Here is a 19,502-nt window from a genome sequence, read left to right as displayed (position 1 = left end):
TGTTATTGTGCAAAACGCCTGGCAGCGCAAAGCTGCCAGGCGATTGTCAGGCCCATGATCGGCGCACGCCGACCTTCAGATCAAGCCCCGCGTGTCACCCGGTAGGTGGCCGAAGGCTCCAGGCGTGCCTGCCAGTCAGGCGGTAGCACGATGTTGGTGGTGTCTTCCTCGATCACGCAGGGGCCATGCACGACCTGCCCTGGCAGCAAATGGTTGCCGTTGAATACCGGTGTGGGCTGCCATTGGCCGTCGGCGCTGAACAGCATCGGGCGAACGCTTTGCGCCTGTGGCGCGGGTGGCTCGGCCGGGCCCTGCAGCTCGGGTTGTGGCGGGCGTGGCAGGTGGCCGATCACCGAGCACTCCAGGTTCACCAGTTCCACCGGGCTTTCAGGCTCGCTGTACGAATACAGGGTTTGGTGGCGGCTGTGGAAGCGGCTGATCAGGGCGGCCAGGCCTGTGTCATCCAAGGCATGCTGTTCCAGCTCCACGCTGCATTCATGGATCTGCCCCAGGTAGCGCATTTCCAAGGTGTAGTGGCAGCTGCTGGCCTGGTCGCCAAAGCCGTCTTCGCGCAGGTTGGCCAGGCCTTGCTGACGCAGCTCGGCAAGGGCCTGGTTGAGCTGCACCAGGTCCACGTGCCCGCAGTCCAGGCGCATCGACAGGCTGGTGAGCTGGTCGTAGCGCACGTCGGAAAGGATCTGGCCGAACGCGCACAGGCCCGACGCCACCTTGGGGATCAGCACGGTGTGCATGCCGATTTCTTCGGCCAGGCGCACCACGTGCATGCCTGCCGCACCGCCTGCGCCGATCAGGGCGAAGTCGCGCGGGTCGTGGCCGCGCTCGATCGACACCCGGCGGATGCCGTTGACCATGTTCAAGTTGACCAGGGTGGTGATGCCGAATGCGGCGCGTTCCACGCTGATACCCAGTGGTTCGGCTATCTTGCTGCGGATAGCGTCCAGCGCGGCCTGGCGGTTCAGGCGAATGCTGCCGCCCAGCAGCGCGCCGTCTGGCAGGTAGCCCAAGGCCAGGTTGGCGTCGGTGACCGTGGGTTCGCAGCCACCTTTGCCGTAGCACACGGGCCCAGGCATGGCGCCGGCGCTGCGCGGGCCCACCTGGAGCATGCCGAACTCGTCCAGATGAGCGATGGAGCCGCCGCCGGCGCCCAGGGTCTCCACTTGAATCATCGGCACGCCGATGCGCTGGCGCAGAAAGTCCACGTCCTTGCTGAAATTGGTGCGCCCGGCGTTGGTCAGGGTGATGTCGAACGAAGTGCCGCCCATGTCCACGGTAATGACGTTGTCGATACCGAACGGCTTCGCCACCGCCAGCCCGGCTTGTGGCGCCGAGGCCGGGCCGGAGTTGATCGCATTGACAGCGCGCTCACGCATCAGGTACCCGGGCGCCAGGCCACCGTTGGACTGGAAGTAGCGCACCGGCTGCTGTGCGCCAAGTTCCTGGAACAGGTTGTCGATGCGCGCCACGTAGCGTGCCATTACCGGGCTGAGGTAGGCGTTGACCACGGTGGTGGAGGTGCGGGTGTACTCGCGAATCTGCGGGAACACCTCGCAGCCGGTGCAGACGAACACGTCGGGCAGGGCGGCCCGTACGAGCTCGGCGGCCCGCTGCTCGTGGCTGGGGTTGCGCACCGACCACAGGAAGGAAATGGCCACGGCCTGCACGCCTTCGGCCCGGAAGTAGTCGATGGCCGCATGGACAGCGGCTTCGTCGAGGGGGCTGTGCTCACGGCCATCGCCAAGGATACGGCCGCCAATCGGGCGGCGCAGGTGGCGTGGGGCAAGCATGTGTGCCGGCGGGTAATGGGCGTCGTAGCGGTGGCCTTCTTCCTTGTGGCCCAGGCGGATTTCCAGGCTGTCCTCATGCCCCTCGGTGCACAGCAGGCCCACCTTGACCCCGGTGCGCTCGATCAGCGCGTTGAGGGCCACGGTGGTGCCGTTGATGCACAGGTCACAGTTGGCGATGAGTTCGGCCGGGCTGCGCCCGGTGGCGTCGGCGATTTGCGCCAAACCGGCGCGAATGGCCAAGGTGCCATCTTGTGGCGTGGAAGGCGCTTTGAACAGCTGTACGCCGCCGTCACGGTCGGCCAGGATGAAATCGGTGAACGTGCCGCCGGCGTCGATGCCCAGGCGATATTGGTTACGCATGATGGTTCTCCGGTCAGCGCGGGGCGCGGGCAAGGCGGGTGGCGGTTTCGTCGAGGTGGCCTTGGTCATCGAGGACCACGCCATACTCCAGGGCTGCCCCTTGTGGCGAGACCAGGCCATTGCGCACATCCTCCAGCACGGCTGCGACCGGGCGACGCAGCGGGTCGCCGTAGCCACCACCGCCGGGGTTGACGTTGATGATGCGTTCACCTGGTTGCAGGGTGAGCATGGGGTTTTGCGTGTAATGGTCTTCGCTGCCGTCGGCGTGGCGATGGATCAGCCGGCCCAGCTTGGGCTCAAGCAATGCGTTGCGTGCCCCGGCGGCACCGGCGGTGGGCAGTTGGCGGCCCTCGCCAAAGCCGACCACGGTCATGGCGTGGTCCAGTGGTTCGATCTCAAGGCGGGTGCCCGAACCGCCACGGAATTCACCGGCACCACCACTGTCGGCCATCAGGCTGTAGCGGTGGATCAGCACCGGGTAGGCGTGTTCGAGCAGCTCGATGTCACCGCTCATCAGCGCCCCGAAACAGCACAACGGGCCGCAGGCGTGCCAGCCATCCATCACCTTGTTGGCGCCGGCACCGGAAATGATCGAGGCCAGCACCATGGTCACGTACTCGCTGTTGCCGTTGCGCGGGTCATGGCCGGCGATGTTGATGCCGCTGGTATGCCCCCAGGAGGCCGTTACCCGCTGTGGCGAAGCCTGTTCCAGCGCGGTGCGCACGGCATCGGCCAGGGTTTCCATCGGCGTGGTGGTGCAGTTGACGTGGGGTGCGGGTTCTTCGGCATTGCACAGCGTGCCTCTGGGCCCGACATCGACCGTGACGCAGCGGTACAGCCCTTCGTTGTAGGGGGGCGCCACCTGGGCGAACATCATCAGCCCCAGGTACACACCCGACACCGAGTTGCCCTCGTAGGAATTGATGAAGTACGGCACTTGCGGCGGGCTGTCGATGCGCACGTGGGCCTGGTCGCCACGTATCTGTACATGGGCGGTGATGGCCAGTTCGCCCAGGCCATGGCCGGCATCTTCGAGCACGGCGGTGCCGCTGTAGTCACCGTCCGGCACATCACGCAACAGTGCGCGCATGTGCCGGTCGGCCATGTTCTTCAGTTCGGCGATGCAGGCCCGCACCTGCGCCACGCCGTACTTGTCGAGCAGTTCCAGCAAGTGCCGCTCGCCGACCTTGCAGGCGCCATACTGGGCATTGAGGTCGCCTTCCTGATAGGGCCGGGCGCGCATGTTGGTGAGCATGAAGTTGATCACGTCCTCACGGCGTTTGCCCTTTTCCCACAGCTTGACCGGCGGAATGCGCAAGCCTTCGGCGTAGATTTCCTTGGCATCTGGGTTGTAGCCAGCCGGCACCGGGCCGCCGATGTCGGTCAGGTGGCCTTTGCACACGGTCCAGAACACCAACTCGCCCTGGTAGTACACCGGCTTGTACATGCAACAGTCGAGAATATGGCTGCCCTTGTAGGCCGGGTCGTTGTGGTAGATCACGTCGCCTTCGGCGATGTCGTCGCCGAAGAACTCGGCCACGCATTTCATGGCCGGGATCAGCGAACCCAGGTGGATGGGAATGTCTTGGCCTTGCAGGATCATTTCCGGCAGGTGATCGAACAGCGAGTTGGAATAGTCGTGGGCCAGGTTGAACACACTGGAGCGCCCGGTCTTTTCCAGGGTCAGGGTCATTTCGCGTTGCGCTGTCTCCAGCGCACCCCGGACAACCGCAAGGGTGATCGGATCTACTGTCTGCATAGGTCACCAACGTTTGTTCTTGTGCTTTGGGTGCGTGCCGCCAGAGGGGCGGCGCGTGGTGACAGGCTACGGGGCAGGGCGAGGGAAGGATTGTCGTTGGGTGTACTGGTTGTTGCGTTTGGGCGCACACGGCGACAGCTCCCCCAGGGTGGGGTGCGCAGCAGCGCCAACTTATTGCAGGTGAAAACCTTACGGTTTCAACATCTGCCGCACCAGCCATTGCCCCGCCGGCCCCAATGCCCGCCGGCTAGACCAGACCACATCCATATCCACTCGGCGTGGGTAACCCGCTATCGGCAACTCCACCAGCCCATTGCCAAACCGTGCCACCAGCGCCCTGGGCAGCTCGGCCCAACCAAACCCGCGCACGGCGAACTCCAGCAGGGTGAGGTAGTCCGGTGCCGACCAGGCCTGGCCGCGGCCGCGGTGCAGGCTGGGGGCATAGGTCTTGATATACAGCTGCCGTGCATGCTCCAGGTGCTGCGCCTGCACCTGCGCCAGGCTTGCCAACGGGTGCCCGCTGGCCACGTAAACGCCAAATTCCGCCTGCTCCGGCAAGCGCGCCACGGCCACGTCGGCGGGGTAGCTGGGTTGGGTGGCAAGAATGCCGACATGGGCCAGGCCCTGTTGGATCATTTCGATCACATCAGCGTCCTCCGCCGGGCCGCAGCGCAATTCAGTGTGTGAGTACTGCTGGGCGAAGCGGGCCATCACCGCGCCCTGGAACGTGACGCTGTAGCTGTCCGACATCACCACCGATACCAAGGGCTCGACGTTCTGTGCCAGTCGCACCGCCAGCGCATCGAGCTGGGCGCTGGCATCGAGAATCGCCTCGACATGGCTCAGTACCTGCCGGCCCGCTTCATTCAGCGTGGGGTGGCGGCCACCGCGATCAAACAACGGGCAGCCGATATCAGCCTCGAAATTGGCGATGGCGATGCTGATGGTGGACTGACTTTTGCGCAGTTTGCGCGCTGCAGCAGAGAACGAACCCAGCGATGCAGCTTCGACAAACGCGACCAGAGCTTCGGGTGAATAGCGCATGGTATTGATAAAACCGATAGTAGGTATGTCGTGAGTATCAGTTTTATCAAAGAAAATAGACAGCACGACTCACGCAATGGATGGAATTTGCAATGAAACACGTGTCCTTTACCGAACGCCTGGTTCACGCCGTTGGCTACGAAGTGTTCGCGGTGTTGCTGTGTGCGCCGCTGCTGTCCTGGATCATGGGCAAGTCACTGGCGACGGCGGGCGCGCTGGCTGTGACCCTGTCGGTCATCGCCATGTTGTGGAACATGGTCTACAACGCGCTGGTCGACCGCTACGTGCAGGCCGAGCGTATCCACTGGAAGGCCCGTGCGCGTTTCGTGCACGGCCTGGGCTTCGAAGCCGGGCTGGTGGTGTGGTGTTTGCCGGTGGCGGCGAGGATGCTGGATATTTCGCTGGCGCAGGCGTTCATGGTGGAGCTGGGCTTCTTCGTCATCATTCTGCCCTACACCGTGCTGTACAACTGGGCCTTCGACAAAGCCCGGCATCTGCTGATGCAGCGTCGCCTGGCGTGAAGATTCTGCCAGTGTCGACAAAAAAAGGGCATGCCATCGCTGGCATGCCCTTTTTCAAATCGCTGAAGCGCCTCAGGCGACTTTGACGATCCAGCCAGCCGGTGCTTCAACGTCACCGCTCTGGATGCCGGTCAGCTCGTTGTAGAGCTTCTGGGTAACCGGGCCGACCTTTTCCAGGTCGTGGAACACGTGCAGTTTGCCGTTGTACTCGATGCCGCCGATCGGGGTGATCACCGCAGCGGTACCGCAGGCACCCGCTTCGATGAAGCGGTCCAGCTTGTTGATTTCGACATCGCCTTCGATCACGGTCAGGCCCAGGCGCGATTGCGCCAGTTCCATCAGCGACAGGCGGGTGATACCGGGCAGCACCGAAGCCGATTTCGGGGTCACGAACTCGTTGTTGGCGGTGATGCCGAAGAAGTTGGCCGAACCGACTTCCTCGATCTTGGTGTGGGTCAGCGGGTCGAGGTAGATGGCGTCGGCGAAGTTGGCTTTCTTCGCTTCAGCGCCCGGCTGCAGGCTGGCAGCGTAGTTACCGCCGACCTTGGCTGCGCCGGTGCCTTGTGGGGCCGCACGGTCGAAGCTGGAAATCTGGAAGTTGTGCGGCTTCATGCCGCCCTTGAAGTACGAGCCAACCGGGATGGCGAACACCGAGAAGATGAATTCGGGGGCGGTGCGCACGCCAATGTTGTCACCGGTGCCGATCACGAACGGGCGCAGGTACAGGGCGCCTTTGCCGTGCGGTGGCACGAACTTTTCGTTGGCCTTGACCACTTGCTTGCACGCTTCGATGAACACATCGGTCGGCACCTGCGGCATCAGCAGGCGAGCGCAGCTGCGCTGCATGCGAGCGGCGTTCTGGTCCGGGCGGAACAGGTTGATCGAGCCGTCCTTGCAACGGTAGGCCTTCAGGCCTTCGAAGCACTGCTGGCCATAGTGCAAGGCCGTGGAGCCTTCACTGATGTGCAGTACGTTGTCTTCGGTCAGGGTGCCCTTGTCCCACTCGCCATTGCGCCATACGGACAGGTAGCGTTTGTCGGTCTTGATGTAGTCGAAACCCAGCTTGTCCCAATTAATGCTTTCGTTGCTCATGACACCCTCATTGTCTTGCAAGTGCCCGATCGCTCGGGCTGCTGTTATATGCGCACCATGCCACCTTAATACATCCTTGGCGGATCGGGAACGGCCAGTCACGAATTGATAGCGTGCGATGCATTTTTCGCAGCACATGGCTGCGCCTACAAGTGCAGGTATTCATCGAGCGCCAGGTTTTCCAGCAATACCGCATCATGGGACGCCACCATCAGCGCCCCGCGAAATTGCCCAAGCATGCGTTCCAGGGCTGTCAGCGATGGCAGGTCCAGGTGGTTGCCGGGTTCGTCCAGCAGCAACAGGTCGAGCGGCCGTTCGCCGTATAGCACGGCGGCCAGCGCCGCCTTCATCCGCTCGCCGCCGCTGAGCAGGCTGCTGGGCAGTTCGACACGGGCCGCATCCAGGCCCAATTGCGCCAGGCGGCTGCGCAACTCGCCCTGGGCCAGCATCGGGTTGGCTTGGCGCAGGTGTTCGAGCACGCTGCCGTGGCCCGCTAGCGTGTTGCAGTGCTGGTCGAGCAGGGCGGTTTCGCCACTGAGGCGCACATTGTCGGGCGGTGCCGGCAACTCCCCGTTCAGCAGCCTGAGCAGGGTGGACTTGCCACTGCCATTGGCGCCGATCAGCCCCACGCGCTGGCCCAGGCACACACGCAGGTCAAGCGGTTTGCGGGTGCCATGGGGCAAGCGAAGTGCCTGCAAGGCCAACACTTCTCGGCCTGGATGACGCTGAGGTGTAGGCGCGTGCAAGGTAATAGCGCTTTCTTGCTCGACCTCACGGGCGGCGTCACGCACTTTACCCACCAACGCTTGCTGGGCATCGCGATGGTCGCGGCGCTGCTTGCCAGCAGTGGCCTGGCTGCGCTCCTGCTGGCGGTCGACCAGGATCTTGGCCTGGTTGGCGTGCTTGGCCTGGCGCCCGGCCCGCGCCTGATGGCGCTCCAGGTCTTCGCGCTGGCGCTGCAGTTCACGGGCCTGGCGTAGCTGCGCCTGCTTCAGCCGGGCAAGGTGCTGCTGGGCCTGCGCCGTCTGGTTGGCTTTTTGCGCTGCATAGATGCTGTAGTTGCCACCATAGCCCTGCAAACCCAGGCTGGATAATTCAACAATGCGTGCCATGTGCGCCAGCAGGCTGCGGTCGTGGCTGATCACCAGCAAGCCACGGTCCCAGGCTTCGATCATGCTCAGCAGTTGGGCACGGGCGTCGCTGTCCAGGTGATTGCTTGGCTCGTCGAGGATCAGGTAGTCGGCATCGCTGAGCCACGCGCCAATCAGCGCCACGCGCATGGCCTGGCCGCCGCTCAGGCTCCGTGCGGGCTGGCGCCAGTCGAGTTGGCCCAGGCCGTGGCCCTGAAGCTGGCGTTGCAATTGCTCGCGGATATCCCAGCGCTCGCCAACGGTGTCGAAATCGTGGGGCTGGATGCTGCCTTGCTCGATACGCTCCAGCGCCGCAATCACCGGCCCCACTTGGGCCAGGTCGGCAAGCGTGGCGCTGCGCTCGATGACTTGCTGGTCCAGCAAATGGACAGGCCCGAGGCGCCGGCAATGGCCGCTGCTCGGTTCACGCTGGCCGGCAAGAATCTGCCCTAGCAGGCTTTTGCCCACGCCATTGCGCCCGACCAGGCCGGTGCGGCGTTGGTCGAAGGTTTCGTTGAGGTTGCTGAACAGCAGCCTGCCATCAGGCAAGGCCAAGGAGACGCTGTCCAGCGTCAGAATCGACGTGTTCGTCATGCACAACTCCACAAATGCCGCGACATCTCCGGAGCGAGCCGGAGGCTGAAGACTGGCCGTCGAACGGACGGCGGCATCAATGGCGCATTGGACGAACACCTCGTAATTAGAGAGCGCGTAGCCTAACGGACCGTCCGGGGCCGGGTAAAGCACCGGCCGCCGGTTGGGGCCTCAGCGTTGCGCCTGCAAGCGTTTAGCCCAGTCCCCGGCGTGGCCGTGCGCGCAGGCTTGTTCACTGTCGAACCGCACATGCCAGGCCGGATGGTCCAGCTGTATGCCGGCTTGCTCCAGTGCATGGCGGGTCAACGCCAGCATGTGCGCCTTCGCTTCGCCCGCGACGGCAGCGGCTTTGTCGGCCTCTTGCTCAAATACCCAGGTAATACGAAGGCTGCCCGGAAAGTCCTCGGGGTCGAGGCGGTGAGTGAGCCAGCTGAAACCGACGATCTGCGCCTTGGCGGTTTCGCAGGCATCGGTCAGGCACGCCACCAGCTCCCGCTCCAGGCGGGCCATTTCGCGTTTGCCCAGTGCCTTCACGGGTTGGCCTCGTCATCGATCTGCTGGCAAAAGCGCAGGCGGTTGCCGAACGGGTCCCACACCTGCATCTGCAGGCCCCAGTCCAGGCGCTCGGCCTCTGGCCGGGCGTAACCGTACTGTTTGTCCTGCATCTCGCGCTCCAGCGCGCGCAGGTCGTCGATGCGGGCGAACACGGTAGAACCGGGGCATGCATCGCCATGGTGCTCGGAAAGGTGCAGGATCAGGCCGTCGCGGTGAATCTGTACGTACAACGGCAGGTCCGGGCTGAAACGATGCTCCCAGTCCAGGCTGAAACCGAGGAAATCGAGGTAGAACTCCTTGGCCTTGTCGACCGAGAAGATGCGCAGTACGGGTATGGCGGGGGCGAGGGGCATGGGACGTCCTTGACCGTGGGCAGAGTCGCTACTGTAACGCAGTAGCACCAAGAGTGGTCGACCAGCCCGCCGCAATGGTTGACCACCCGCCAGCCACTGCGTAGCCTTGCCAGTTCGAGGTTCTTCGGCCAGGCCGAAGCTAAGATGGGAACGCGGTACATGCCGCGGCTGCCCCCGCAACTGTAAGCACCGACAACGGATCGACACTGCCACTGCGCCAGCGCGCGGGAAGGCGTCATCCCGCCAGCCCGCTGTTCAACCGTACGGGGGCCTGGAACGGTGCGAGCCAGGAGACCTGCCTCGTCACGTTTTCGACTTTCAACCGGGCGGGGTGATCCGGTGGCGAACAAGCCCGGCCAACCTCTGGCCCGTGGCTGTCGTCCTGCATGCCCGCGCCACACTGCCAAGGGCAATGCGACATGAAAACACTGGCCAAGCTCCCCGTCACCATCGTCACCGGCTTCCTCGGCTCGGGCAAGACCACCTTGCTGCGCCACATGCTCGACAACGCCCAAGGCCGCCGCATCGCGGTCATCGTCAACGAATTCGGCGAGCTGGGCATCGACGGCGAAATCCTCAAACAGTGCAGCATCGGTTGCACCGAGGAAGAAGCCAGCGGCCGCGTCTACGAACTGGCCAATGGTTGCCTGTGCTGCACCGTGCAGGAAGAATTCTTTCCGGTGATGCGCGAGCTGGTGGCACGCCGTGGCGACCTCGACCACATCCTGATCGAAACCAGCGGCCTGGCCCTGCCCAAGCCTTTGGTACAAGCGTTCCAGTGGCCGGAAATCCGCAACGCCTGCACCGTCGATGCGGTCATCACCGTGGTCGACAGCCCGGCCGTGGCCGCTGGCACCTTCGCCGCCTACCCGGACCAGGTCGATGCCCAGCGCAAACTCGACCCTAACCTGGACCATGAATCGCCACTGCACGAGCTGTTCGCCGACCAGCTGGCCAGCGCCGACCTGGTGGTACTGAACAAGGCCGACCTGATCGACGCCGACGGCCTGGCCAAAGTGCGCGCCGAAGTGGCTGAAGAATTGCCGCCGGCCGTCAAGGTGATCGAGGCCAGCAGCGGCAAGCTGCCACTGGAAGTGCTGTTGGGCGTGGGTGCCGAGTCCGAGGCGCACATCGATGGTCGCCGCACCCACCACGACACGCACCACGACGGCGACGACCATGACGATCATGACCACGACGCCTTCGATTCCATTTCCATCGACCTGCCCGAGGCCGACGAAAGCCTGCTGCTCGACGCACTGACGCAACTGGTGGTGGAGTTCGGCATCCTGCGTGCCAAGGGCTTCGCCGCCATCCCGGGCAAGCCGATGCGCCTGCTGGTGCAAGGCGTGGGTACCCGCTTCGACAAGCACTTCGATCGCGCCTGGCGCAACGATGAGCCGCGCATCACCCGCCTGGTGCTGATCGGTCAGGACCTTGACGCTGTTCAACTGGAAGCGCGCCTGCGCCAGGCCCTGGGCGCCTGACCCATGCACCTGCTGCGGACCCAGCCCGGCGGCTTCGTGCCGGATGACAGCATTGCCGACCTCGGCCAGACACCCGCCGAGCTGGTGATTCTCTGCAGCGGCGATTCGCACCTGGCATTGCTCGCCGATACCGCCGAGCAATTGCCTGAAGACTTCCCCAGCCTGCGCCTGGCCAACCCGATGCAGGTGCAGAACCATGCCTCGGTCGACTTGTACGTCGACCAGGTACTGCGCCACGCCAAGGTCATTCTGGTGTCGCTGCACGGTGGCGTTGGCTACTGGCGCTACGGCGTCGAGCAACTGGTCGAATTGGCCGCCCGTGGCGTGCAACTGATTCTGGTGCCGGGTGATGATCGCCCGGACCCGGAACTGACCAGCTTGGGTAACGTTTGTGGCGAACAGGCCGAACGCCTCTGGCACTACCTGCGCCAGGGCGGCAAGGCCAATGCCATCAACCTGTTCAATTGCCTGGCCAGCCAGTGGCTGGGCCGTGACTACGCCTGGGACGAGCCACAGCCTTTGCCACGCACCGCCGTGTATCACCCGGCCAAGGGGAGCGTTGCGCTAGAAGACTGGTACCCGCACTGGCACCCGGATTACCCGGTGACGCCGCTGTTGTTCTACCGCTCGCACCTGCAGGCGGCCAACACCGCCTTCATCGACGTGTTCTGCCAGCGCCTGCAAGCAGCCGGGCTGAACCCGTTGCCGATCGCCGTGGCCAGCCTCAAGGAAAGCGCCTGCCTGGAGCAGGTCGAAGCCTGGCTGGACGAGGTCGGCGCTGAAGTGCTGGTCAATACCACCGGCTTTGCCCTGTCCAGCCCCGAGCGCCCCAACCTGCGGCCGTTGCGCCGTGACATCCCGGTGTTGCAGGCCATTTGCGCGCAAGACAACCAGCCTGGCTGGGAAGCCAGCGAGCAGGGCCTGGGCGCGCGTGACCTGGCCATGCACATTGCCTTGCCGGAGCTGGACGGGCGCATCATCACCCGTCCGGTCAGTTTCAAGGACATGGCCTGGCGCAGCGAGCGCAGCCAGTCCGACGTGGTGTGCTACCGCGCGCACCCCGAGCGCATGGACTTCGTTGCCGAACTGGCCCGCCGCTGGGTAGAACTGGCGCGCCTGCCCAATGCTCAAAAGCGTATTGCCCTGGTGCTGGCCAACTACCCGACCCGTGATGGCCGCATTGGTAACGGCGTCGGCCTGGACACCCCGGCAGCGGCGCTGAACATCCTCAAGGCGCTACAGGCCGAAGGCTATCCGCTGGCCGATTTGCCGAGCAGCGGCACGCAACTGATTCACCAACTGCTCGGTGGCGTGACCAACGACCTCGACCACCTGGACCAACGCCCCTGCGCCCAGAGCCTGAGCCTGGCCGACTACCAGGCTGCATTCGAGCGCCTGCCCGAGGCCAACCGCCAGGCCGTGCTGGAACGCTGGGGGCCGCCCGAGCAAGACCCGATGTACCGCAGCGGCCGGCTGATGGTGGCCGGCTTGCGCTTTGGCCTGACTTTCGTCGGTATCCAGCCGGCGCGGGGGTATCAGGTGGACCCGAGCGCGGTGTACCACGACCCCGACCTGGTGCCGCCGCACGGCTACCTGGCGTTTCACTTCTGGCTGCGTCACGCCTTTGCCGCCGACGCGGTGATCCATGTCGGCAAGCACGGCAACCTTGAGTGGCTGCCCGGCAAGGGCGTGGGGTTGTCGGCACAGTGCTGGCCGGATGCGCTGCTCGGCCCGCTGCCGAACATCTACCCGTTCATCGTCAACGACCCGGGCGAGGGTGCTCAGGCCAAGCGCCGCACCCAGGCGGTGATCATCGATCACCTGATGCCGCCGCTGACCCGTGCCGAAACCTATGGGCCGCTGCGCCACCTGGAACAGTTGGCTGATGAGTTCTACGAAGCGCAGCTGCTCGACCCACGGCGTGCTCGCGAGTTGCAGCGCGATATTCTCGAACTGGTAAAAGCCAACCACATCGACCGCGAGTTGCAACTGGAAGGGCAATTGGACGATGCCGCCGTATGGCTGCCACGCCTGGACACCTACCTGTGTGACCTCAAGGAATCGCAGATTCGCGATGGGCTGCACGTGTTCGGGCAGTCGCCTGAAGGGCGCCTGCGCCTGGATACATTGCTGGCGCTGTTGCGGGTTGAGCGTGGCGACGGTCGTGGTGGCAATGCCAGCCTCCTGCGGGCGCTGGCCAAAGCACTGGTGCCGGGCTTCGACCCGCTCGACTGTGACCTTGGGCAGCCGTGGCAGGGTACACGCCCTGAACAGCTGCAAGCCATCGGCAATGACCCTTGGCGCACGTGTGGCGATACCCGCGAGCGCCTCGAACTGTTGGCACACCAGGTGATCGGGCAGGCGCTGGAAGGCACTGCAGCGTTACCCGCCCTAAGTGAATGGCAGCCGGTGCACGACGTACTTCAGGCCCTGCGTGACGCGGTGGCACCCAGCCTGGACGCCTGCGGCACTGCCGAAATGAATGGCCTGCTGGCGGCATTGGCGGGGCGCTTCGTGCCCGCCGGCCCCAGCGGCGCACCCAGCCGCGGGCGCCTCGACGTGCTGCCCACCGGCCGCAACTTCTATACCGTGGACGTGCGCAACCTGCCCACCACCACGGCCTGGCGCCTGGGTTTCGCCTCGGCCAGCCTGATCCTCGAACGCCACCTGCAGGACCACGGCGATCACCTGCGCCAGCTCGGCCTGTCGGTATGGGGTACGGCGACCATGCGCACTGGCGGCGACGACATTGCTCAGGCCATGGCGCTGATGGGCGTGCGGCCGGTGTGGGCCACTGGCAGCCAGCGCGTGGACGATTTCGAAATCCTGCCGCTGAGCTTGCTCGACCGCCCGCGTGTAGACGTGACCTTGCGCGTTTCCGGCTTCTTCCGCGATGCGTTCGGTAACCTGATCCGTCTGTTCGATGCCGCCGTGCAGGCCGTGGCCGCGCTGGACGAGCCCGACGACCTCAACCCCCTGGCTGCCCGTGTACGCAGCGAGCGGGCAGTGCTGCAGGCGCAAGGCGTGGACGCCGATCAAGCTGCTCGCCAGGCCGGTTGGCGGGTGTTCGGTGCCAAACCCGGCGCTTACGGTGCCGGGGTGCAGAACGCCATTGATGGGCGGCTGTGGCACAGCCGTGACGACCTGGCTGAGGTCTACCTCAACCATGGCGGCTATGCCTACGGTGGCAGCGACGATGGCACCCCGGCCCGCGCCCAGTTCGCCCAGCGTCTGGCCAAGGTGCAGGCGGTGCTGCAAAACCAGGACAACCACGAGCATGACCTGCTCGACTCCAATGATTACTACCAGTTCCAGGGCGGTATGCTGGCAGCGTCGGAAACGCTGTCCGGGGCGGCGGTGGCCAGCTACCACGGCGACCACAGCCAGGCCGATCGACCGCGTATCCGTACCCTCAAGGAGGAGCTGAACCGGGTAATCCGTGCCCGTGCGCTCAACCCGAAGTGGATCGACGGGGTCAAGCGTCACGGCTACAAGGGCGCCTTCGAGATGGCGGCGACAGTCGACAACGTGTTCGCCTTCGACGCCACCACGCACCTGATCGACGACCATCATTATCAGGGGCTGGCCGATGCCTACGTGCTCGACCCGGCCACCCGCGATTTCATGCGCGAGCACAACCCCGAGGCCTTGCGCGACCTCACCGAGCGCCTGCTGGAGGCCCAGCAGCGCGGTTTGTGGCAGGCGCCGGGCAATTACCGCGAAGCCCTCGAAGAACAACTGCTCGACGGCGAGGAACAGGCTTGAAATGAGTGAACCCGTACAATTTCCGCTGGCGGCGGTGGTCGGTGCCGACGACCTGAAGCTGGCGCTGTGCCTGACCGCCATCGACCCGAAGATCGGCGGCGTGCTGATCGAAGGGCCGCGTGGCATGGCCAAGAGCACCCTGGCCCGTGGCCTGGCTGACCTGCTTGGCGAAGGCCCGTTCGTGACCTTGCCATTGGGCGCCAGTGAAGAGCGGCTGGTCGGCACCCTTGACCTGGATGCCGCGCTGGGGCAGGGCAAGGCGCAGTTTTCCCCTGGGGTGCTGGCCCAAGCCGACGGTGGCGTGCTGTATGTCGATGAGGTCAACCTGCTGCCGGACACGTTGGTTGACCTGTTGCTCGATGTGGCTGCCAGTGGCACCAACCGCATCGAGCGCGACGGCATCTCGCACCGGCACAATGCCCGTTTCGTGCTGATCGGCACCATGAACCCGGAAGAGGGCGAGCTGCGCCCGCAACTGCTCGACCGTTTTGGCCTGAACGTGGCGCTGGAAGGCTTGCCCGAGCCCGAGGCCCGGCAGCAGATCATTCGCCGACGCCTGGCGTTCGACAGTGACCCCAAGGCGTTCTGTGACCAATGGGCAACGGCCCAGGCGCAACTGCGTGAGCGCTGCCAGGCGGCGCGCCAGGCCTTGGCCCAGATTGCCCTGGATGATCAGGCGCTGGCCTGGATTACCGAGCGCTGCTACGCCGCTGGCGTCGACGGCCTGCGCGCCGACCTGGTCTGGCTGCGTGCGGCGCGCGCCCATTGTGCCTGGCGCGGTGCTGCGGCTATTGAAGAGGTGGATGTCGAAGCGGTGGCCGAGTTCGCCTTGCGTCATCGCCGCCGTGTCATGCCCCAGGCCAAAACGCCGTCGGCGCCGCAGCCGCCTGACCAGCAGCCCGGCCAACCGGGTGCCGGCAACCCTGGTGAACAGGGTGCGCAGGGCGACTGGGGGGCATTGCCGGCGCAGCCGGTGGCCAGCGGCGCACGCCGCGAGGTACCGAACTGGGCAAAAAAGCCCTGAGCATCCCCCAGCTACCTGCCAAAGGGGCGGATGCAAGGCCTGGTGCAGGCAAGCAGGGCGAGGCCAGCCGTGGCCGCGGTCGCAATGCGGCGGCCGGCCGGGTGGCCTGGCTACCGACATTGCTCAAAGGGCGGCCACGGCTGCGCCAGGACCTGTGTTGGCAACAGCGCCAGGCTCGGCCCGCAGAACTGTGGCTAGTCATCGTCGACGCGTCGGCCTCGACCCGTCGCCATCAGGCGCTGGCGCAGACCAAAGGGTTGCTGGCAGCGCTGTTCGATCAGGCTTACCGCCAGCGCGCCCGGTTGGCGTTGCTGACCGCCAGCGGGCGTACACCGCAGTGGCAGCGCCACGGCCTGAAGGCCTCGTCGGCTTTGCAACCCTGGCTGCAGGCGTTGGGTGCGGGTGGCGGCACGCCGCTGATTTGTGCATTGGAGCAGGCCCGACACTGGCTACAGGCACGACAGCGCGCCTATCCAGATGAAGCCGTGCGCTGCCTGGTGTTTACCGACGGTCGTCTGCAGCGCTGGGACACTGTTCAACCCATGCCCTGTGCAACGTTGCTGGTGGATATGGAATTGGCGCCGGTGCGTGTTGGCCGCGCGCAGCACCTGGCAGAACAGTTGCAGGCCGATTATCAGCACTTGCAACACTTCAAGGTCGTGGATTGAACCGTACTGGCGCGACACTATGTCGCAACAGGAAAAGTTGCCAGAACAGCAACTTTGCATCCGAACAAGTGCGTGGCGCTGCACGCACTTGGTTTGCCGGGCGATATTACTTCGGCATCGACCACGGTTGCAGGTCGTAACCCTTTTCACATAATTCGGCGCGCACTTCTTCAATCAGGCTGGCCCATTGGGCCGGGTCGGAGTAGATACGCGAGGACACTTGCTTGGCGCCGATGCGGGTGCTGGTCCGGTCGATCACTGCCAGGCTCAGCTCACCAGTACCGTTGGGTGCATCCCAGGCTACGCACTGGAAAGGTTCGAAGGCGTGGTCGGCAATCAGCAGTGCTTCGTTGACACGGAGCGGGGCATTCATGGTTCGGTCTCTCTATGGTCCCAAACATCGAAGTGAAGTCCGCGTTGCTTCAAAGTCGCCTCAATGATCGCGAAGTGCAGCGCGGGGTTATGTGTACTGATGCTCGTTGTCCGGGGGCAAGTCACACATTGGTTGTAAATTTTTTTGTCAGAGGCATATTCGTTGTTGCCTGCGCCGCCATGTGATGTCGATAAAGTGCGAAAATTCCCGGGGCACTTTGTAAAAAAATGCGTCCGCAGACAAACGGTAGTGGGCACTGTCAACTTCGTTGCTACTGTTAAACGGGCGCCACAACTTGCTGTTTTACTTCAAAAAACCAAAAACTGGCGCCAAGGATCGGTCATGCAGCAGCCTGCCGCTCAACGCCGTTTGCTAATCGTCGACCCCTGCGACGACTGCCACCGCTTATTGCCTGGCCTGCGCAACGCAGGCTGGGATGTGGACAGCTGTATGCTCGGGGCCGCGCTGGACCATCCCTGCGATGTTGGCCTGCTGCGCTTGCAGGCCACGCACCTGAGGCATCCGGATGCGGTCAAGGACATGATCAAGCGCAGCAACACCGAATGGATTGCCGTGCTCAGCGCCGAACAGCTGCGCATGCCGGCGTTCGGTGATTTTGTTTGTGAGTGGTTTTTCGACTTCCACACCTTGCCGTTCGACGTCTCCCGCGTGCAGGTGACCCTGGGCCGCGCCTTCGGCATGGCCCGTTTGCGCGGCAAGGGGGCGGTCAAGGTCGATGAGGCGACCCACGAGTTGCTCGGCGAAAGCCGGCCGATCCGTGAGCTGCGCAAGTTGCTGGGCAAACTGGCGCCCACCGAATCGCCCGTGCTGATCCGTGGTGAGAGCGGCACCGGCAAGGAACTGGTGGCACGCACCCTGCACCGTCAGTCGCAACGCAGCGAGCAGCCGTTCATCGCCATCAACTGTGGGGCGATCCCCGAGCATCTGATCCAGTCCGAACTGTTCGGCCATGAAAAGGGCGCATTCACCGGGGCGCATCAGCGCAAGGCCGGGCGCATCGAAGCGGCCCATGGTGGCACGCTGTTTCTCGATGAAATCGGTGACCTGCCGCTGGAGTTGCAGGCCAACCTGCTGCGTTTTCTGCAGGAGAAGCACATCGAGCGGGTGGGCGGCAGCCAGCCGATCCCAGTGGATGTGCGAGTGTTGGCGGCCACCCATGTGGACCTGGAGCGGGCCATCGAGCAAGGGCGTTTTCGCGAAGACTTGTATTACCGCCTGAACGTGCTGCAGGTGGTGACCGCGCCGTTGCGCGACCGGCATGGTGACCTGTCCATGCTGGCAAGCCACTTTGCCCATTTCTACAGCCTGGAAACCGGGCGCCGGCCGCGTTCGTTCAGCGACCATGCCCTGGCCGCGATGGGCCGGCATGACTGGCCGGGCAATGTGCGCGAGCTGGCCAACCGTGTGCGCCGGGGGCTGGTGCTGGCTGAAGGGCGGCAGATCGAGGCGCAGGACTTGGGCCTGCAGCTGCTCGACCAGGAACAACAGCCGCTGGGCACGCTGGAGGAGTACAAGCAACGCGCCGAGCGCCAGGCGCTGTGCGATGTGCTCAACCGGCACAGTGACAACCTGAGTGTGGCGGCGAAGGTGCTGGGTATCTCGCGGCCGACTTTTTATCGCTTGCTGCACAAGCATCAGATTCGTTGATTCCCCTTGTAGGTTTGACGTGGCATCTGCCAGGCCCTGGAGATGTCACGCCGAGTTTCACAATTCTTAACAAAGTATCAAATGAGACAAAATTGACTCATTTTGTCTTCGCTCATATCATTCGGGCCGTTTTTCCATTTGAAGCTCGGGTGAATCATGAGCAACTTGCGTGCAATAGGAATGGCCAGCTGCCTGGCGGCGGCAGTCGCGCTGCCCGGCTGCGGCGAAGCTGAAGCGCCGCCGTCTGCGGCCCACAGTGCCTTTCCGGTCCAGACCGTCACGGTCGCCAGCGAACCCCTGACCTTGGCGGCAACGCTGCCGGGCCGGGTCGAACCCATGCGGGTGGCCGAGGTTCGCGCCCGAGTGGCCGGCATCGTCCTGCACAAGCGCTTCGAAGAAGGCGCCGACGTAAAAGCCGGCGATGTGCTGTTCCAGATAGACCCGGCACCCTTCAAGGCCGCGCTGGCACGCGCCGAGGCCGACCTGGCCAGGGCCCAGTCGGTCATGTTCGAAGCCCAGGCGCGGGTACGCCGCTACGAACCGCTGGTGAAGATCGAGGCAGTCAGCCAGCAGGACTTCGACACCGCCAGCGCCGACCTGCGCAGCGGCCAGGCCGCTGTGCGTTCGGCCCAGGCCGATGTCGAGACCGCGCGCCTGAACCTGGGCTACGCCACGGTCAAGGCGCCGATCTCTGGCCGTATCGGCCGTGCCCTGGTCACCGAAGGTGCGCTGGTGGGGCAGGGCGACGCCACGCTGATGGCGCGCATCCAGCAACTCGATCCGATTTACGTCGACTTTACCCAGTCCGCCGCCGACGCGCTGCGCCTGCGCCAGGCGCTGAAGGAGGGTGCGCTGGCAGCCGGTGATCAGCAGGCCCTGACCGCCCAGGTGGAAGGCACCGACTACGAGCGCCAGGGTGCGCTGATGTTCACCGACGTCGCGGTCGACCGCGGCACCGGCCAGGTCACCTTGCGCGGCCGCTTCGACAACGCCGACGGCATCCTGCTGCCGGGCATGTATGTGCGCGTGCGCACCCCGCAAGGCACCGACAACCAGGCCATCCTTGTGCCGCAGCGCGCCATCCAGCGCGGCAGCGACGGCGAGGCGCGGGTCATGCTGGTGGGCATCGGTGGGGTTGCCGAGGCGCGCAGTGTGCGCACCGGTGCCATGCACGGTGCCCGCTGGCAAGTCACCGAGGGCTTGCGCCCAGGTGACCAGGTGATCGTCGGCAGCCCTGCCGGGCTGGCTGCGGGCATGCCGGTGGTGACTGCCCCGGCGCAACAAGCCGCAGCACGCTGAGGCGA

Annotated in this window: 15 protein-coding genes and 1 riboswitch; of the genes, 7 read left to right on the top strand and 8 right to left on the bottom strand. The window is 64.7% G+C overall.

Annotated features, from left to right (window positions below; translation table 11 throughout):
- Positions 1-80 precede the first annotated feature (80 nt).
- The 3 genes from capA to APH35_RS03070 all read right to left on the bottom strand — a co-directional run bounded on the left by capA (position 81) and on the right by APH35_RS03070 (position 4,968).
- The gene (capA, locus tag APH35_RS03080) at positions 81-2,165 is read right to left on the bottom strand and encodes a caprolactamase subunit alpha (protein WP_060514180.1); all 2,085 of its coding nucleotides are present in this window, start codon (positions 2,163-2,165) and stop codon (positions 81-83) included.
- A 13-nt stretch (positions 2,166-2,178) separates the two neighbouring features.
- On the bottom strand, positions 2,179-3,924 hold the full coding sequence (gene capB / locus APH35_RS03075) for a caprolactamase subunit beta (RefSeq protein WP_060494054.1): 1,746 nt from the start codon (positions 3,922-3,924) through the stop codon (positions 2,179-2,181).
- A 189-nt stretch (positions 3,925-4,113) separates the two neighbouring features.
- Positions 4,114-4,968, bottom strand: coding sequence for a LysR family transcriptional regulator (locus APH35_RS03070; protein ID WP_060494053.1), 855 nt, complete (start codon positions 4,966-4,968; stop codon positions 4,114-4,116).
- Positions 4,969-5,060: 92 nt separating this feature from the next.
- Between APH35_RS03070 and APH35_RS03065 the strand changes: the two genes are divergently transcribed.
- Positions 5,061-5,489 carry a multidrug/biocide efflux PACE transporter gene (locus APH35_RS03065; RefSeq protein ID WP_060514179.1) on the top strand — a complete coding sequence of 143 codons (429 nt, stop codon included), beginning with the start codon at positions 5,061-5,063 and terminating at the stop codon, positions 5,487-5,489.
- A gap of 72 nt (positions 5,490-5,561) precedes the next feature.
- Here APH35_RS03065 and APH35_RS03060 read toward each other — a convergent pair whose 3' ends face one another.
- The 4 genes from APH35_RS03060 to APH35_RS03045 form a co-directional block, all read right to left on the bottom strand.
- Positions 5,562-6,581 (bottom strand): branched-chain amino acid aminotransferase, encoded by a 1,020-nt coding sequence (locus tag APH35_RS03060; protein WP_060514178.1) that lies wholly within the window; start codon positions 6,579-6,581, stop codon positions 5,562-5,564.
- Positions 6,582-6,727: 146 nt separating this feature from the next.
- Positions 6,728-8,305 carry an ATP-binding cassette domain-containing protein gene (locus tag APH35_RS03055; RefSeq protein ID WP_060514177.1) on the bottom strand — a complete coding sequence of 526 codons (1,578 nt, stop codon included), beginning with the start codon at positions 8,303-8,305 and terminating at the stop codon, positions 6,728-6,730.
- Positions 8,306-8,476: 171 nt separating this feature from the next.
- The gene (locus APH35_RS03050; protein WP_012272063.1) at positions 8,477-8,839 is read right to left on the bottom strand and encodes a hypothetical protein; all 363 of its coding nucleotides are present in this window, start codon (positions 8,837-8,839) and stop codon (positions 8,477-8,479) included.
- On the bottom strand, positions 8,836-9,213 hold the full coding sequence (locus tag APH35_RS03045; RefSeq protein WP_060514176.1) for a glyoxalase superfamily protein: 378 nt from the start codon (positions 9,211-9,213) through the stop codon (positions 8,836-8,838). The genes APH35_RS03050 and APH35_RS03045 overlap by 4 nt, the downstream gene beginning before the upstream one ends.
- Positions 9,214-9,313: 100 nt before the next feature.
- Positions 9,314-9,530: riboswitch (cobalamin riboswitch) on the top strand.
- A gap of 102 nt (positions 9,531-9,632) precedes the next feature.
- Here APH35_RS03045 and cobW point away from each other — a divergent pair.
- The 4 genes from cobW (at position 9,633) to APH35_RS03025 (ending at position 16,157) form a co-directional block, all read left to right on the top strand.
- On the top strand, positions 9,633-10,700 hold the full coding sequence (gene cobW, locus APH35_RS03040; protein WP_060494050.1) for a cobalamin biosynthesis protein CobW: 1,068 nt from the start codon (positions 9,633-9,635) through the stop codon (positions 10,698-10,700).
- Between the two features lie 3 nt (positions 10,701-10,703).
- Positions 10,704-14,465, top strand: coding sequence for a cobaltochelatase subunit CobN (gene cobN / locus APH35_RS03035; RefSeq protein ID WP_060494049.1), 3,762 nt, complete (start codon positions 10,704-10,706; stop codon positions 14,463-14,465).
- A 1-nt stretch (position 14,466) separates the two neighbouring features.
- Positions 14,467-15,489, top strand: a complete 1,023-nt coding sequence (locus APH35_RS03030) for an ATP-binding protein (RefSeq protein ID WP_060514175.1) — start codon at positions 14,467-14,469, stop codon at positions 15,487-15,489.
- Positions 15,490-15,590: 101 nt separating this feature from the next.
- Positions 15,591-16,157 carry a vWA domain-containing protein gene (locus APH35_RS03025; protein WP_060494048.1) on the top strand — a complete coding sequence of 189 codons (567 nt, stop codon included), beginning with the start codon at positions 15,591-15,593 and terminating at the stop codon, positions 16,155-16,157.
- 106 nt (positions 16,158-16,263) lie between these two features.
- Here the strand turns inward: APH35_RS03025 and APH35_RS03020 are convergent, their stop codons facing one another.
- Entirely contained in the window at positions 16,264-16,530 is a 267-nt protein-coding gene (locus tag APH35_RS03020) for a hypothetical protein (protein ID WP_003247923.1), read from the bottom strand.
- Positions 16,531-16,872: 342 nt separating this feature from the next.
- On the opposite strand from APH35_RS03020, the gene APH35_RS03015 reads away from it, so the two are divergent.
- Complete coding sequence (locus APH35_RS03015) at positions 16,873-18,198, top strand: sigma-54 dependent transcriptional regulator (RefSeq protein ID WP_012272069.1); 1,326 nt, start codon at positions 16,873-16,875, stop codon at positions 18,196-18,198.
- 156 nt (positions 18,199-18,354) lie between these two features.
- On the top strand, positions 18,355-19,497 hold the full coding sequence (locus APH35_RS03010) for a MexC family multidrug efflux RND transporter periplasmic adaptor subunit (protein ID WP_060514174.1): 1,143 nt from the start codon (positions 18,355-18,357) through the stop codon (positions 19,495-19,497).
- Positions 19,498-19,502: the final 5 nt, after the last annotated feature.

The organism is Pseudomonas sp. NBRC 111132, assembly GCF_001320565.1.
Classification (GTDB): domain Bacteria; phylum Pseudomonadota; class Gammaproteobacteria; order Pseudomonadales; family Pseudomonadaceae; genus Aquipseudomonas; species Aquipseudomonas putida_P.
Note: the sequence above shows the minus strand (reverse complement) of the source record. Positions and strands in the feature narration are given on the sequence as shown.